Here is a 13,834-nt window from a genome sequence, read left to right on the forward strand (position 1 = left end):
GCCCGCTTGCGCGCCATCAAGGCCGATATCGTCGCGCATGGTGGCCATGTCGACCTGTCGGCGCAAGACGTCGCCGCCCGCCACGGACTGTCGGCCCGCTACGTCCGCAAGCTGTTCGAGAGCGATGGCACATCCTTGATTGATTTCATGATGACCCAACGGCTGGCGCGCGCCCATCGCATGCTCGGCGATCCGCGCCATGCCGGACGCAGCATCACCGCGATCGCCTACGAGGCCGGCTTCAACGACCTTTCCTATTTCAACCGGGCGTTCCGTCGCCGTTATGACGCCACACCCTCGGACGTGCGGGCCGCGGCTTGCAAGCACTGACGCCCGGCTGCCGGCCAGCGGTCCTGTGCAGCGGCTGGACTCATTTGATCGCGTTTATTCGGCGGCCTTGGCCCCGGGATCGGCAAGCTTGTCGTCCCAGGTCACCGCCCGGTAGTCGAAACCATATTCCAGCGTCGGCTTGACGATGCGGAAATAGGGCGACAGGTCGAAATCGCGCGGCGTGTAGAGCGAATGGTGGCGGATGTGCAGGATTTCCTTGCGCGAATAGTTCGACTGCGCCGAGGCGCGGCCGGGCGCACGGGTGATCTCGGGCAGGATCGGATAGCGGATCTGGCCATAGGCCTCGGCAATCAGCGTCGAGCAGATCGCCCGTGTCGGATCGCCGGAACCGAAGGCCAGCATGCGGCGGCGCCAGCGCACCGGCACCGGCGGTGTCGGGAAGAAAAAACGCAGCATGTCGAAAATGTTCTTGAGGTCGTATTTCAGGCCGAGCTTGCCGATCATGAAGGCGACGACCTTGTCGCGATCCTCCGGCGCCAGCCCACTCGCCCGGCAGATACGGGTGTTGTAGGTGCGGTAGCGCGACAATGGAACGGCGACGCAGCCTTCGCCGATCGTGACCTCGATCAGGCGCGGCCGCTCCGAGCCGTCCGCCGGCGCGGGCAAGGCATCGCCGATATAGAAGGCCGCATGCGACCAGGTCGACTGGGTCAGGTACTTGATCGCCGCCGAGATCTTCTGGTTGCCCTCGATCAGCAGGATGTCGCCGGGCTCAAGCGTGCGACGCAGCGTTTCGGCATCGGAGGGGGTGTAGGGCTCGTAGCCGGACGATTCTTCCTGCAGCCGGCCGGCAAGCCAGCGGCCAAGTCGATCCAGAAGCGTGTCGCCGGGCTCGGTCATACTCCATGGCGATTAGCATGGGCGGGTAATGAGGGCTAGCGCACGCCTTTCTTCCCCCCGTCCGGACCGAGAGGAAGAGCGCCAAGTCATCCTACGATGCCGCGGCCTCTTCCGGCGGCGCAGCCAGATCGTCGCGCGCCTTGCGGGCCAGTTTGCGTGTCGAGCGTTTGGGACTGTCGCCGAACAGCTCGGCCGCCTCGGCAAGGCAGCTCTTCTTCAGCTGCTTTTCCGACCGCTTCAAAAGCTTGGCCAGAAGTTTCGTGTCCTCGGGCGGCCCGAGCAGCTGGTCGTCGGCCTCGAGCAGGGCGCGCATCACCAGCACATCGTGCAGGTCGCCCAGCCGCTCGCCCAGTTCGTCGACCGCGTTGCGCCTTGCTTTGATCGGTGTCGGCCACAGCCTGCCGAGCAGCGACAGATGCATGCCGTGGGTCTTGGCCGCCTTGCGCAGATCGTGGAAATCATCGGCCGCTCCCCGCGATCCGGCCTTGTCGAGCGCCTTCCTGGCGCGGCGCAGCGTGACGCGGGCGCCTTCGGCAAGCACGTCGGCCGCCTGTTCCGGCTGGTCGGGCAAGGCCAGCGTGCCGATGCGGTGCAGGCCCTCCTCGCAGGCGGCGGTCGCCGCGCCGATCGCCGCTTCGAGCCCTGTACCTTCGTGCAATTCATGCTGGCGCGCGATCAGCCTGTCGCGAACCGCGCCCAGCCCATCGTCGGCGCCCTCCTTGGGAAAGCTTGCCGCCAGGCGGTCGATGGTTTCGATCAGCGCTGTCGCCTCGCGCGGGCCGGCAAGCAGGGCCGCCACGTTGCGGTAGCACTGGTTTTCTGTCTCACAGAATGTTTCGTCACCGGAACGAACAAGCCGCAGCAAGGCGCGAGCGCTCTTCAGCCGCTTGCGGCATTTGTGCAGCGCCTGTTCCGGCCGGCTCCGTGCGGCGTCAAGATGATGCAGCGCCTTGCCGATCTCCTCGGCAAGGATTCTCCTGACCTCGCCGGTCAGCGGCAGGCGCGGATCGATGCGAAAGCTCATGCGGCGATCTCCGGAATCCCACCAAGGGCGAGCGACGCGTTGTAGAATTTCTGCTCGCCGGTGACTTCACGGCCGAGCCAGTCGGGCAGCATTTCGTCCGGCACGTCCTCCGGCGTCTCAAGTTCGGCGACCACAAGTCCCGCAAGCGGTCCGCCAAAGACATCGACTTCATAGAGATAGCCACGGTGCCTAACATGGTGACGTGTCTTCTCGATGACACGTCCGATGGCGAAGTCCAGCATCTCCACCGCCTCCGACAGCGGGATCGGGTATTCGAATTCGTCGCGCTCGCGCGCTTTGCTGCCGAATTTGAGCGTCAGCTTGGCGGAAGTGCCGTCGCTGATGCGGATGCGCACTGTGCGCCCGGGGCCGGCAGCGAGATAGAACTGGAGAATGCGGATATTGGCCTCGGCCAACTCCCGCCATGCGGTGCTGGTGACCAGGAATTTTCGTTCGACTTCCTTGCCCATGGCCGCGCACTAAAGCGTTTGCCGCCGTCGATGGCAAGACAATGACGAACAGAAGTTGACGTTAATCAATCGATTGATTAAAGTGCACTTATGATCAAACTACCTGAGCCCAAAGTTCTTCGTCGCGAGCCCGCCGAGATGACGCGCGCGGCGCTTGTCCAGGCGGCACTGAAGCTGTTCGGACGGCAGGGCTTCGACGGCACCTCGACGCGCGAGATCGCCGCCGAGGCGCGAGCCAATATCGGCTCGATCGCCTATCATTTCGGCGGCAAGGAGGGTCTTCGCACGGCCGCCGCCGACTTTATCGTCGAGACCATCCAGACGGTCGCCGGCCCGGCGCTCGGCAATGCGCAGGCGCCCGCGCCGGTCGGTCCGGAGGCAGCGCAGGCGCAGCTCTTCGCGGCGCTGGAGCGAATGGTCGGCTTTGTCGTGGCCAGTCCGCAGGCCGGTGAGATCGTGCAGTTCATCCTGCGCGAACTTTCCCATCCAACGGCAGCCCTCGATCGTATCTATGACGGTGTCTTCGAGCCGAGCCATCGCCGGCTGTGCCAGCTGTGGGAACAGGCAACTGGCGAGCCCGCCGAAAGCGAGGCCACAAGGCTCACCGTGTTCACGCTGATCGGCCAGGTCATCTATTTCCGCATCGGCCGTGAGGCGGTGATGCGCCGCATGGGCTGGCCCGATATCGGCGCCGCGGAGGCCGCCAAGGTGGTGGCGGTCACATCGGGCAATCTCAAGGCCATACTGGCCGCCAGAAAAGGGGCAAAGACAAAGGGGCAAAGACCATGAGCTTTCTGTGTTCGCTGCCGCTCGCCGCGCAGCTCTTCTCGGCCTGTGCCCCGGCAGCACCGCTGGCCGTCGGCTATGTCGAAGGCGACTACGTGCTGCTGGCGCCGATCGAGGTGGCGCAGGTAGAGACCGTCACGGTGAAGCGCGGCGACCGTGTGGTGCCTGGCACGACCGTGGTGACGCTGGAAAGTGCCGACGCAAAAATCGCTGTCGCGCAGGCGCAGGCCGGCCTTGCCCAGGCGCAGGCGCAATTGGCCGACCTGCAGATCGGCAAGCGGCCGGAAGAGATCGCCGTGCTGAAGGCCGAGGTCGATATGGCCAGCGCCCAGGCCGCCGACGCCAAGCGCAAATACGACCGCGCCGCCGATCTGTTCAAGCGCGGCGCCGGCACGCAAGCGGATTTCGACACCGCGTCGGCCACGCTCGAAACGGCCAATGCGCAGGTCGGCCAGGCCAAATCCAATCTCGCCGTCGGCGGCCTGCCGGCGCGCCCCGAGACGATCAAGGCCGCCGACAATCAGGTCAAGCAGGCGCAGGCCGCGTTGGAGCAGGCGCAGTGGCGGCTGTCGAAACGGGTGCTGGCCGCCCCTTCGCCCGGCCGCGTCAACGACGTCATCCGCAATCCGGGCGATACATCAGGTCCGACCGCGCCTGTGATTTCGATCCTGCCCGACGGCGCGGTCAAGCTCAGCGTCTATATCCCGGAGAGCGCCTTCTCCTCGGTCAAGGTCGGCACCTTGCTCGGCGTCCATTGCGACGGCTGCGGCCCGGATGTTAAGGCGCGCGTCAGCTACGTCTCGCCGGATCCCGAGTTCACCCCGCCGGTGATCTATTCGCTCGAGAACCGGCAGAAGCTGGTCTACCTCGTCGAGGCGCGGCCGGAGGGCGATGCCGGCCCGCTGCAGCCCGGCCAGATCGTCGATGTCGATCTGGCGGACAGCGCAAGATGAACGCCATCGACGTACACGGCCTGGTCAAGCGCTTTGGCGACAAGACCGTCGTCGACCATGTGACGATGTCGGTTGCCGAGGGCGAGATCGTCGGCTTTCTCGGCCCCAACGGTTCGGGCAAGACGACCACCATCCGCATCATGTGCGGCCTGCTGACGCCGGACGAGGGCGAAGGCACGGTGCTCGGTTTCAACATCCGCACCGACAGCCTGCGCATCAAGCGCGAAGTCGGCTACATGACGCAGAAATTCTCGTTCTACGAGGATCTGACGATCGGCGAGAATCTCGAATTCGTGGCGCGGCTCTACCGGCTGAAGCCGGTCGAGGGGCATGTCGCGAGCACGTTGGAGGACCTCGGCCTGACGTCGCGCCGCAACCAGCTGGCCGGCACCTTGTCGGGCGGCTGGAAGCAGCGGCTGGCGCTGGCCGCCTGCATCATGCACAAGCCGAAATTGCTGCTGCTCGACGAGCCTACGGCCGGTGTCGACCCGAAGGCGAGGCGCGAGTTCTGGGACGAGATCCATCGCCTCGCCAGCGGCGGGCTGACCGTGCTGGTCTCCACCCACTATATGGACGAAGCCGAGCGCTGCCACCGCATCAGCTACATCTCCTATGGCAAGATGCTGGCCACCGGCACTGTCGCCGAAGTGGTGAAAAATGCCGGGCTGACCACCTTCGTCCTGCAGGGTCCGCGCCTCGATCAGGTCGCCGAAGCGCTTCAGGGCCGCCCCGGCGTCGATCAGGTGGCGCCGTTCGGCGCGACGCTGCATGTCGTCGGCTCCGACAAGAAGAAGCTCGAAGCCGTGCTTGCCGATGTCGAGAGAGAGCACAAGGGCGTGAAAGTTTCGCCCGGCGAAACCAGCCTCGAGGACGTCTTCATCCAGTTCATGTCCGGCTCGAAGGACAACATGGAATGAACAGCGTCTTTTCCTTCGCCCGGCTTGGCGCCTTGCTGATCAAGGAATTCATCCAGATGCGGCGCGACCGCATCACCTTCGCCATGATGCTCGGCGTGCCGCTGATACAATTGGTGCTTTTCGGCTACGCCATCAACAACGACCCGAAAAGCCTGCCGGCAGCACTCGTGGCGACGAGCAACGATCCCTATACGCGCGCCATTGTCGCGGCGCTGCAGACCACCGGTTACTATCGTTTCGACCATGTCGCGCAAAGTGCCGCCGAGGCCGAGTTCCTGATATCGCGCGGCGACGTTGCCTTCGTCGTCACCATCCCGGCCGATTTCGCCAGGAGGGTGGAGAGCGGCAACAGCCCGCAGATACTCATCGAGGCCGACGCCACCGACCCGGCGGTGGCCAGCGGCGCCATCTCGACGCTCGGCACAGTCGCCAGCCAGGCGCTGCTGAGGGCGCAAGGCACGCAGGAAGCCGCCGCCGAGGCCGCCAAGGGTCAGCTCGATGTCGTCGTACACCGGCGCTACAATCCCGAAGGCATCTCGCAATACAACATCGTGCCCGGCCTGCTGGGCGTCATCCTGCAGATGACCATGGTGATGATGACCTCGATCGCGCTGACACGCGAGACCGAGCGCGGAACGATGGAGAACCTGCTGGCGATGCCGTCCAGCCCGCTCGAGATCATGATGGGCAAGGTGCTGCCCTATCTGGCGGTCGGCGGCGTGCAGGTGGTGGTGGTGCTGGCGGCGGCGAAACTTCTGTTCGCCATCCCCTTCACCGGATCGATGTCGCTGCTCCTGACCGCCGTGCTGATCTTCGTGCTGGCGCTAGTGCTGCTCGGCTACACGATTTCGACCATCGCCCGCACGCAGATGCAGGCGCTCCAACTCACCTTCTTCTTCTTCCTGCCGTCGATCATGCTGTCCGGCTTCATGTTCCCGTATCGCGGCATGCCGGACTGGGCACAAATCTTCGGCGAGATATTCCCGCTGACGCATTTCCTACGCATCACCCGCGCGGTGATGCTGAAGGGGGCCGAACTGCCGGCCGTGGCAACGGAGATCGGCTGGCTGGTGGTGTTCGTGGCTTTGTTTGCCGGCGTAGCATTGGTGCGATTCAGGCGGACACTGGATTAGACGCCGCACGACCTCCAGTCTTGCTACCAGCCTTCGCTCCTTGCTCCGCCCGTGGATGACGAAGGGAGAAATGCTTTCGCCAATCTCCATGGTTTATAACTGCCACTAACCGTTGAGCGATTTCGGGCCGCTGACGAAGGCGCTCCCCTTGACGTAAAACCGCAGCGGGCGATCGGCATCCTTTGTAATGCCGATCCGGATGCCTTGGGCGATGTCGCCGCCTTGATGCTCGTCGGTTGCCAGCCATAGCGGGCCTTTGCGGCAAAGATCGAGCCCGTCGAGCGAACGATCGATCCGCAGTGCCTGGGCTAGCCTTCCCGGTCCTCGCGCAAGGTCGCGCAAGCGCTCGATGCCGCGATTGAGCCGCATGAGCGCAATGCCTTCGAGCGGCTCGAGCGCCCTGATGAGCACGCCGGTTCCGACCCCTGGCATCTCGCTCGAGACGTTGAGCATGTAGGAGATGCCGTAGGCGAGATAGACATAAGCGTGCCCAGCCTCGAGAAACAACGAACGGTTGCGCGGCGTCTGGCCCCGGTAGCCGTGCCCGGCGGCATCGCCGGTCACATAGGCCTCGGTCTCGACGATGCGGCCGCTGGCGATGCCTTCGGGCAGTTCGCGCACCACGATCTTGCCGATGAGAGTGCGGGCAAGGGATGCCGTATCGTCGGGCAGCTCAGAACGCGTGAGCGGGCGGTAGATGACCATGTTCAGCCCGGCGACGATTTGGAGGCGGGCGAGGAGTGATCCAAGGCGAAACCTGCCTCAGATCCATGTCGGATCCTTTGGACATCCCGTCTCAAGCCGCGGCCATGATCCCGGCATAAGTGCCGAAATCGACATTGCCGCCGGACAGCACCACGGCAACGCATTTGCCGGACAGTTCGATCTCGCCCGACGACAGCGCCGCCAACGCCACGCAGCCGCCGGGCTCGACCACCAGCTTGAGATAGGCCATGGCGTCGCGCATCGCCTGTGCCGTCGCCTTGTCGGAAACGGCGATGCCGCCTGCCAGGTTCCTGCGGTTGATCTCGAAGGTGATCAGGCCGGGCTCCGCGGTCAGGATCGCGTCGCAGATCGACGCGTGGCCGGGTTCGTTCGACACCCTGGCGCCGGCGGCCAGCGACCGGCGGGTGTCGTCGAAATGCTCGGGCTCCACCGCCCAGACCGCAGTGTTGGGCGAGGCGTCCTTGACGGCAACCGAAATGCCGCTGGTCAGGCCGCCGCCGCCGCAGGGAATGACGACCGCGTCGAGGTCGACGCCAAGCGCTTTTGCCTGGCGCATCAATTCGAGGCCGATCGTGCCTTGGCCCGCAATGATGGCCGGGTCGTCGAAGGGTGGCACCAGCACCATGCCTCTTTCCACGTAAGGGCGAACCACGCTCATGCGGTCGTCGCGAAAGCGGTCGAACGGCACCACCTCCGCCCCCATCTTGCGGACGTTAGCGATCTTCATCGCCGGCGCGTCTGAAGGCATGGCGATGACCGCCTTGACGCCGAACATCGCGGCCGAAGCGGCGACACCCTGCGCATGATTGCCCGACGAGAAGGCGACGACGCCCTGGCTGCGTTCTTCGTCGCTCAGCGACGACAGCTTGTTGTAGGCACCACGGAACTTGAACGAGCCGGTACGCTGCAGCGTCTCCGGCTTGAACAGGATGCGGCCGCCGAAGCGCTTGTTCAGCTCCTGCGATTCGATCAACGGGGTTTCGACGATCAGGCCGGCGAGACGCGCGGCGGCGGCGTGGATGTCGGCGATGCCGGGAGGGGTGGTGGCGGTCATGTGAGGTCCAGTGGACAGGGGTCTTTCCATGATGCCCGCAAAGGGAGGCGGCGCACCATGGGAAAAATGTGACCGTTACAAGGTTTAGCGAGACGGTCGCCAACGCCTCGGCTGCACGCCCCCCTCTGGCCTGCGGACATCTCCCCACGGGTGGGGAGATCGGCTGGGTATCCGCTTTCGCCAATTTCCAACGTTGAAGAAGGGGCACACCTAATGAAGCTGACAATCTCCCCCACGTGGGGGAGATGTCCGGTAGGACAGAGGGGGGCGCCGTCCCGCCGCCGTCTCACGAGTTTCACCCCAACAGCGTCCTCTGCCTCTTGCTCCCGCCCAGCTTGCGCCAGTTGTTGAAGCGGTGGCTGGCGGCGGCAAAGGATATCTTCATCTGCTGGGCGACCGAATAGCGCGACTTGCCCTCGTCGAACATGCGGTAGCAGCACTCGACGCCTTCCTCGGTCAGTTTGCCGTCCGGCGCCTTGTTGTGCGGATTGGCGGGGTCGAATTTCTCGACCTGCTGCTCGACCAGGCCTTTCAGGCGCTGCAGATCGGCCTCGATGCTGGCGATGAGATCGAGAACGGGCTTTGGGTCATAGGGATGCGGAGGCTGTTTTGCCGTCATCTGCGGGTTCCTTGTTCTGGCTGGGTTGAATTATATAGGTGAACATTCACTGATAATGAAGGGGTCGGCCCGGCATGCGAGCTTCAACAATTCTTGACCGCGACCCAAGCGCGCAATTGACCGGAGGCACCTTGAGCCCTAGTTTAGAACTATTCTAAACTAGGGTGAATTCCTCATGCTTTCCCGTGTTTTCGGCTTCGGCCGCCGCCCCTTCGAATCGCTTTCCGAACAGGAGATCCTGGCGCTGGCCATTTCGTCCGAGGAGGATGACGGTCGCATCTATCGGGCCTATGCCGACGGCCTGACGGAAAACTTCCCGCAATCGGCAAAAGTGTTCGAGGAGATGGCCGAGGAAGAGGATGGCCATCGCGATTCGCTGATCGAGCTTTTCCGCAAGCGTTTCGGCGAGCGCATTCCGCTGATCCGGCGCGAACATGTGAAGGGCTATTACGAGCGCAAGCCCGACTGGCTGGTCCGGCCGCTCGGCATCGAGCACGTGCGCAGCCAGGCCGAGGCGATGGAGCGGCAAGCCTACCTTTTCTATGTCGAGGCTGCCAAGCGCACGGCGGATGCCTCGACGCGAAAACTGCTCGACGATCTGGCGGTGGCCGAACTGGGCCATGAGACACTGGCGCAGCGGCTGGAGCAGAAACATGTGCCGGGCGAAGTGAAGGATGAAGAGACCGCCGCCGAGCAGCGCCAGTTCATCCTCACCTATGTGCAACCAGGGCTGGCCGGGCTGATGGACGGATCGGTGTCCACACTGGCGCCGATCTTTGCTGCCGCCTTTGCCACGCATGACACCTGGCAGACGCTGCTGGTCGGGCTTGCCGCCTCGATCGGCGCCGGCATTTCGATGGGCTTCACCGAAGTCGCTTCAGACGACGGCAAGCTGTCGGGCCGCGGCTCGCCGCTCAAGCGCGGTCTGACCGTCGGCATCATGACGACGCTAGGCGGTCTCGGGCATGCACTCCCCTATCTCATTCCGCATTTCTGGACGGCGACCGGGGTTGCCGCGGTGGTGGTGTTCTTCGAATTGTGGGCGATCGCTTTTGTCCAGAACCGCTACATGCAGACGCCCTTCCTGCGCGCCGCCTTCCAGGTGGTGCTGGGCGGCGCCCTGGTGTTCGCGGCCGGCGTGCTGATCGGGAATGCGTGAGTAGCCTCACTCACCCATTCACCGCCCGACTGTCGGCCGGCGCCTCGTCCCTTTCCGTCAGCCCATAGTCCCTCACGACATGGGCGATGCGCAATCGGTAGCCGGCAAAGATGCCGCCGCGACCGGCCTTCTGCGCCTGCCGGTGTTCCTCGGTGTTGCGCCAGTCCTTCACGGCTTCCTCATCTCGCCAGAACGACAGCGACAGGATGCGGTTCGGATCGGCCAGGCTCTGAAAACGCTCGATGGAGAGAAAGCCGTCAATGCCGTCGAGCAGCGGACGCAGGTCCGCGGCGATGCTCAGATAGGCATCGCGCCGGCCCTCCGCCGGTTCGACCTCGAAGATGACGGCAATCACGGCAGCACCAGTTTCGCGTGCGGGCCTGAGGCCAGTTTCAGGAACATGCGATCCTCCTTCAGGATGAATCTCTCGCGTTTGGCGAACTCGTAGTTTGCCTTGCCGGCGGGATCGGCGGCAAGCCGGGCGCGATAGGCTTCGTAGGCGGCCAGGCTTTCGATGTTATAGGCCGCATAGGCGGTCGTCGCCGAGCCCTCATGCGGCGCGTAATAGCCGATCAGATCGGCGCCGCAGCGCGGAATGGCCTGACCCCAGTTGCGCGCATACTCCTCGAAGGCCGCCTTGCCGAACGGGTCGATCTCGTAGCGGATGAAGCAGGTGATGGTCATTGTGGTCTCCTCGGGGCTGCGTCAATAGTTTGAACGACATCGAAACGTCGTGCCGACTGGTCTGCTAGGGCTGCCAGAAGGACTTCGCGCATTCGCGGCGCACGTCTTGCCGCGTCAGGCCAAGGTCGCGCAGCTGATGGTCGTCGATCTCGGCAAGGTCGAGACGCTGCAGATGGCGGTCATACCAGCGGGCCAGCAGCCGCGAACGCAACCAGCTGACGAACGGGAAGAACCGACGGCTGTGGAGCGGGGCTGAGGGGAAAGCGGTTCGTGCGGCCATCGTCGTCTCCTTGATCTCACCGGAGAATAGTGATTATCTGACAAGAACGCTTCGATGAGGAACGAACTATGCGCGAAGGACCCGACATCGCCCGCATCGCCAGCCTGGTCGGCGACCCGGCACGGGCAAACATGCTAAATGCCCTGATGGGCGGCACGGCGCTGACGGCAAGCGAGCTGGCGCTCGAGGCCGGCGTCTCGCTGCCGACCGCCAGCTCGCACCTGGGCAAACTGATGGAAGGTGGGCTGCTCACGGTGGCGAGCCAGGGCCGGCATCGCTATTACGGCCTCGCCGGACCGCAGGTGGCGGGCATGATCGAAGCCATCACAGGCGTCGCGGAAGCCGTCGGTCCAAAGCGTGTGCGGCCGGGTCCGCGCGATGCAGCGATGCGCGTGGCGCGCGTCTGCTACGATCACCTCGCCGGCGAGCAGGCAGTGGCGATGCTCGACCGGCTCGTCGCCAAGAACGTACTGGTCCGCGACGAACAAGAGATCAGGCTCGGGCCATCGGCGGCTTCGCATTTCGCCGCGATCGGCATCGACGTCTACACCAAGCCGCGCCGGCCGGTATGCCGCGCCTGCCTCGACTGGAGCGTGCGCCGTTCGCACCTCGCCGGCACGCTGGGCGCCGCCATCCTCGACAAGATCCTTGCCGAGAAATGGGCGCGCCGCGAGAAGGACAGCCGCGCGGTGATTTTCTCGCTGCCGGGCAAGCAGGCTTTCGAGAAGGTGTTTCTGAGCTGAGGAGCCGACGCTGATTTCGTCACGCTGGCAGGCCAGAGGGGGCGCGAAGGATCGCTGCGCTGGCAAATTGCGCGAACTACCCCCGCTTCAACGCCTTCCCCTGCTTGAAAAATTCCCTCCACGGATCGGCTTTCGCCAGCTGCTTCAGCGTCGTCTTGTCGCCGATCGGGAAAGCGTTCGGCGGCAAGCCGGCCTCGATCTCTGGCCAGGTCACCGGCATCGACACGGTGGCGCCTTTCTTGGCGCGCGAGGAATAGGGCGCGACCGTCGTCGAGCCCCTGCCGTTGCGCAGATAGTCGACGAAGATCTTTCCCGTGCGCGCTTTTTTCGACAGCGTCGCCGTGTAGCGATCGGGGGCACCCTGCTCCAACGCGCGGGCAAAGTCATGGGCGAAGCCCTTCACCGCATCCCAATCCGCCGCCGGTTTCAGCGGCACCAGCACGTGATAGCCCTTGCCGCCCGAGGTCTTGACGAAATTCGGCAGCGACAGCTCGTCGAGCTTGCCCCGGATATCGAGTGCCGCCTCGCGCACCGCCTTCACGTCGACACCTTCATCGGGATCGAGATCGAAGATGATCTGGTCGGGCTTCTCGATCTCATCGATCGTGCACCCCCAGATGTGGATCTCGACCACGCCATACTGGACCAGTGCGGCAACACCATCGAAATCCCGGATGAACAGGATTTCCTCGCCGTCGGTCGGGTCCTTCATGCGCGCGATCTTGTCGCTCATGCCAGCCGAGGCATGCTTCTGGAAGAAACGCTGGCCGCCGACGCCGTCCGGCGCCCGCACCAGGCTGAGCGGCCGGTTGACCACGAACTGTTCCATGCGCGGCCAAACCTGTGCGTAATGGTCGAGCAGGCCCTGCTTGGATATGTTTTCGTCCGGCCACAGCAGCTTGTCGGGATGCGAGAGTTTGACCGTGGTCGTGATCGACCCGGCGGCTTTGCCGCCTGATGCCGGCTTGGCCGTGCTCTTGCCTGTCGATGGCTTGCCTGTCGCCGCTTTGGGCTTTTCCTGCACGACTTCCTCCGCCGGCTTGTCCTCGCGCAACCCCTGGAACGAGGCGTGGCGTATTATACGGTCCGAGGTCCAGCTGCGAAACTCCACTTCGCCGACAAGTTCAGGCTTGACCCAGACCAGGCCCTTGCCCTTCGGCACGGCGGTGGCGAAGGGCGATGATTTTGCCGTCAACGCATCGAGTTTTGCCTTCAGCTCATTGGCGCCCTTGCCCGAAAAACCAGTGCCGACGCGGCCGGCATAATGCAGCTTGCCGCCCTCGTGGAAGCCGACCAGGATCGAGCGCAGTCCGCGCCCGGTCTTGTCCGACGGCAGGTAGCCGCCGATGACGAATTCCTGCCGCGCCGTGCATTTCGATTTGACCCAGGTCGGGCCGCGGCCGCTGCGGTAGGGTGCATCGGCACGCTTGGAGACGACGCCTTCCAGGCCCATCCGGCAGGCATGCTCCAGCATGATCTTGCCGGGTTCGGCGAAATGGTCGCTGAAGCGGACCGCCGCATTGTCGGACTGTTCGCCGAGCAGTTCCTGCAAGGCCTGCTTACGCTCGACCAGCGGCTCGCGCCGAAGATCCTGCCCATCGAGCCGCATCAGGTCGAACACGTAATAGATGAAGCGATTGGTCCGCTTCGCCGACAGGTCCTGCTGCAGCAGCGCGAAAGACGAGACGCCGCTGTCGGCCAGCACCACCACCTCGCCATCGATGATGGCGTCGCTGCACTTCAGCCCGGCCAGCTCCGCGACGATCTCGCCGCCGAATTTCTTCGTCCAGTCGAGGCCGGTGCGGGTCAGCAGCCGCACATCGGTGCCGGCGATCTGCGCCTGCATGCGATAGCCGTCGAACTTCACTTCGTGCAGCCAGTCCTTGCCCGGCGGCGCATCGCGCTCGAGCGTGGCCAGCTGCGGCTCGATAAAGTCGAGGCGTTTGCCGGCTTTTGTCTTGACGGCGGCCGGCTTGTTGGAATGCCAGACTTTCGGCTTCTCGCCCTTCGCGGTCTTGCCCTCGCCGACCTCCTCGATCGTCAGGCCGGACTTCACCGATTCAGGCGCTTCCTTGAGGAAGTCCTCGCCGGGACT

17 protein-coding genes are annotated in these 13,834 nt (G+C 64.4%); 7 read left to right on the forward strand and 10 right to left on the reverse strand.

Going from position 1 to position 13,834, the window contains the following annotated elements; all coding sequences use genetic code 11:
- The coding region (locus EN969_RS02960) for a helix-turn-helix transcriptional regulator (protein ID WP_164758135.1) at window positions 1–330 on the forward strand (330 nt) is incomplete at its 5' end.
- Between the two features lie 54 nt (window positions 331–384).
- On the opposite strand, the gene EN969_RS02965 is transcribed toward EN969_RS02960, so the two are convergent.
- From EN969_RS02965 to EN969_RS02975, 3 genes are all read right to left on the reverse strand, one after another.
- Window positions 385–1,191 (reverse strand): hypothetical protein, encoded by an 807-nt coding sequence (locus tag EN969_RS02965; protein WP_013528661.1) that lies wholly within the window; start codon window positions 1,189–1,191, stop codon window positions 385–387.
- 91 nt (window positions 1,192–1,282) lie between these two features.
- Entirely contained in the window at window positions 1,283–2,215 is a 933-nt protein-coding gene (locus EN969_RS02970; RefSeq protein WP_063169643.1) for a CHAD domain-containing protein, read from the reverse strand.
- Window positions 2,212–2,685 carry a CYTH domain-containing protein gene (locus EN969_RS02975; protein ID WP_013528659.1) on the reverse strand — a complete coding sequence of 158 codons (474 nt, stop codon included), beginning with the start codon at window positions 2,683–2,685 and terminating at the stop codon, window positions 2,212–2,214. The genes EN969_RS02970 and EN969_RS02975 overlap by 4 nt, the downstream gene beginning before the upstream one ends.
- 90 nt (window positions 2,686–2,775) lie before the next feature.
- On the opposite strand from EN969_RS02975, the gene EN969_RS02980 reads away from it, so the two are divergent.
- The 4 genes from EN969_RS02980 to EN969_RS02995 are packed head-to-tail and all read left to right on the forward strand — an operon-like array spanning window position 2,776 to window position 6,474.
- Window positions 2,776–3,474, forward strand: a complete 699-nt coding sequence (locus EN969_RS02980; protein WP_063169644.1) for a CerR family C-terminal domain-containing protein — start codon at window positions 2,776–2,778, stop codon at window positions 3,472–3,474.
- Window positions 3,471–4,424 (forward strand): HlyD family efflux transporter periplasmic adaptor subunit, encoded by a 954-nt coding sequence (locus EN969_RS02985; protein WP_027161228.1) that lies wholly within the window; start codon window positions 3,471–3,473, stop codon window positions 4,422–4,424. The genes EN969_RS02980 and EN969_RS02985 overlap by 4 nt, the downstream gene beginning before the upstream one ends.
- On the forward strand, window positions 4,421–5,341 hold the full coding sequence (locus EN969_RS02990) for an ABC transporter ATP-binding protein (RefSeq protein WP_063169645.1): 921 nt from the start codon (window positions 4,421–4,423) through the stop codon (window positions 5,339–5,341). The genes EN969_RS02985 and EN969_RS02990 overlap by 4 nt, the downstream gene beginning before the upstream one ends.
- Window positions 5,338–6,474 carry an ABC transporter permease gene (locus EN969_RS02995; RefSeq protein WP_013528655.1) on the forward strand — a complete coding sequence of 379 codons (1,137 nt, stop codon included), beginning with the start codon at window positions 5,338–5,340 and terminating at the stop codon, window positions 6,472–6,474. The genes EN969_RS02990 and EN969_RS02995 overlap by 4 nt, the downstream gene beginning before the upstream one ends.
- Before the next feature lie 105 nt (window positions 6,475–6,579).
- Here EN969_RS02995 and EN969_RS03000 read toward each other — a convergent pair whose 3' ends face one another.
- From EN969_RS03000 to EN969_RS03010, 3 genes are all read right to left on the reverse strand, one after another.
- Window positions 6,580–7,179 carry a DNA-3-methyladenine glycosylase gene (locus EN969_RS03000; protein WP_063169646.1) on the reverse strand — a complete coding sequence of 200 codons (600 nt, stop codon included), beginning with the start codon at window positions 7,177–7,179 and terminating at the stop codon, window positions 6,580–6,582.
- A gap of 91 nt (window positions 7,180–7,270) precedes the next feature.
- Entirely contained in the window at window positions 7,271–8,254 is a 984-nt protein-coding gene (locus EN969_RS03005) for a threonine/serine dehydratase (RefSeq protein WP_027161221.1), read from the reverse strand.
- Between the two features lie 295 nt (window positions 8,255–8,549).
- The gene (locus EN969_RS03010; protein WP_024502197.1) at window positions 8,550–8,873 is read right to left on the reverse strand and encodes a hypothetical protein; all 324 of its coding nucleotides are present in this window, start codon (window positions 8,871–8,873) and stop codon (window positions 8,550–8,552) included.
- Between the two features lie 175 nt (window positions 8,874–9,048).
- Between EN969_RS03010 and mbfA the strand changes: the two genes are divergently transcribed.
- Window positions 9,049–10,032: an iron exporter MbfA gene (mbfA, locus tag EN969_RS03015; RefSeq protein ID WP_013528652.1), complete on the forward strand. Its 984-nt coding sequence runs from the start codon at window positions 9,049–9,051 to the stop codon at window positions 10,030–10,032.
- A 10-nt stretch (window positions 10,033–10,042) separates the two neighbouring features.
- Here mbfA and EN969_RS03020 read toward each other — a convergent pair whose 3' ends face one another.
- From EN969_RS03020 to EN969_RS03030, 3 genes are all read right to left on the reverse strand, one after another.
- Window positions 10,043–10,387, reverse strand: a complete 345-nt coding sequence (locus EN969_RS03020; protein ID WP_013528651.1) for an antibiotic biosynthesis monooxygenase — start codon at window positions 10,385–10,387, stop codon at window positions 10,043–10,045.
- On the reverse strand, window positions 10,384–10,716 hold the full coding sequence (locus EN969_RS03025) for an NIPSNAP family protein (RefSeq protein WP_013528650.1): 333 nt from the start codon (window positions 10,714–10,716) through the stop codon (window positions 10,384–10,386). The genes EN969_RS03020 and EN969_RS03025 overlap by 4 nt, the downstream gene beginning before the upstream one ends.
- Window positions 10,717–10,780: 64 nt before the next feature.
- Complete coding sequence (locus tag EN969_RS03030) at window positions 10,781–10,996, reverse strand: DUF1127 domain-containing protein (protein ID WP_063169647.1); 216 nt, start codon at window positions 10,994–10,996, stop codon at window positions 10,781–10,783.
- 68 nt (window positions 10,997–11,064) lie between these two features.
- On the opposite strand from EN969_RS03030, the gene EN969_RS03035 reads away from it, so the two are divergent.
- On the forward strand, window positions 11,065–11,739 hold the full coding sequence (locus EN969_RS03035) for a winged helix-turn-helix domain-containing protein (RefSeq protein WP_013528648.1): 675 nt from the start codon (window positions 11,065–11,067) through the stop codon (window positions 11,737–11,739).
- A 76-nt stretch (window positions 11,740–11,815) separates the two neighbouring features.
- Here EN969_RS03035 and ligD read toward each other — a convergent pair.
- Window positions 11,816–13,834, reverse strand: a 2,019-nt coding sequence (gene ligD / locus EN969_RS03040; RefSeq protein WP_127418984.1) for a DNA ligase D, incomplete at its 5' end; no start/stop codon positions are given.

The organism is Mesorhizobium sp. M7A.F.Ca.CA.003.01.2.1, assembly GCF_003998945.1.
Lineage (GTDB): Bacteria > Pseudomonadota > Alphaproteobacteria > Rhizobiales > Rhizobiaceae > Mesorhizobium > Mesorhizobium ciceri.

Coding starts and splice junctions, on each gene's coding strand:
- EN969_RS02990 (WP_063169645.1), top strand. CDS start 4,421: ATGAACGCCATCGACGTACACGGCCTGGTCAAGCGCTTTGGCGACAAG.
- EN969_RS02965 (WP_013528661.1), bottom strand. CDS start 1,191: ATGACCGAGCCCGGCGACACGCTTCTGGATCGACTTGGCCGCTGGCTT.
- EN969_RS02970 (WP_063169643.1), bottom strand. CDS start 2,215: ATGAGCTTTCGCATCGATCCGCGCCTGCCGCTGACCGGCGAGGTCAGG.
- mbfA (WP_013528652.1), top strand. CDS start 9,049: ATGCTTTCCCGTGTTTTCGGCTTCGGCCGCCGCCCCTTCGAATCGCTT.
- EN969_RS03035 (WP_013528648.1), top strand. CDS start 11,065: ATGCGCGAAGGACCCGACATCGCCCGCATCGCCAGCCTGGTCGGCGAC.
- EN969_RS03025 (WP_013528650.1), bottom strand. CDS start 10,716: ATGACCATCACCTGCTTCATCCGCTACGAGATCGACCCGTTCGGCAAG.
- EN969_RS03010 (WP_024502197.1), bottom strand. CDS start 8,873: ATGACGGCAAAACAGCCTCCGCATCCCTATGACCCAAAGCCCGTTCTC.
- EN969_RS03000 (WP_063169646.1), bottom strand. CDS start 7,179: ATGGTCATCTACCGCCCGCTCACGCGTTCTGAGCTGCCCGACGATACG.
- EN969_RS02995 (WP_013528655.1), top strand. CDS start 5,338: ATGAACAGCGTCTTTTCCTTCGCCCGGCTTGGCGCCTTGCTGATCAAG.
- EN969_RS03005 (WP_027161221.1), bottom strand. CDS start 8,254: ATGACCGCCACCACCCCTCCCGGCATCGCCGACATCCACGCCGCCGCC.
- EN969_RS02975 (WP_013528659.1), bottom strand. CDS start 2,685: ATGGGCAAGGAAGTCGAACGAAAATTCCTGGTCACCAGCACCGCATGG.
- EN969_RS03030 (WP_063169647.1), bottom strand. CDS start 10,996: ATGGCCGCACGAACCGCTTTCCCCTCAGCCCCGCTCCACAGCCGTCGG.
- EN969_RS02985 (WP_027161228.1), top strand. CDS start 3,471: ATGAGCTTTCTGTGTTCGCTGCCGCTCGCCGCGCAGCTCTTCTCGGCC.
- EN969_RS02980 (WP_063169644.1), top strand. CDS start 2,776: ATGATCAAACTACCTGAGCCCAAAGTTCTTCGTCGCGAGCCCGCCGAG.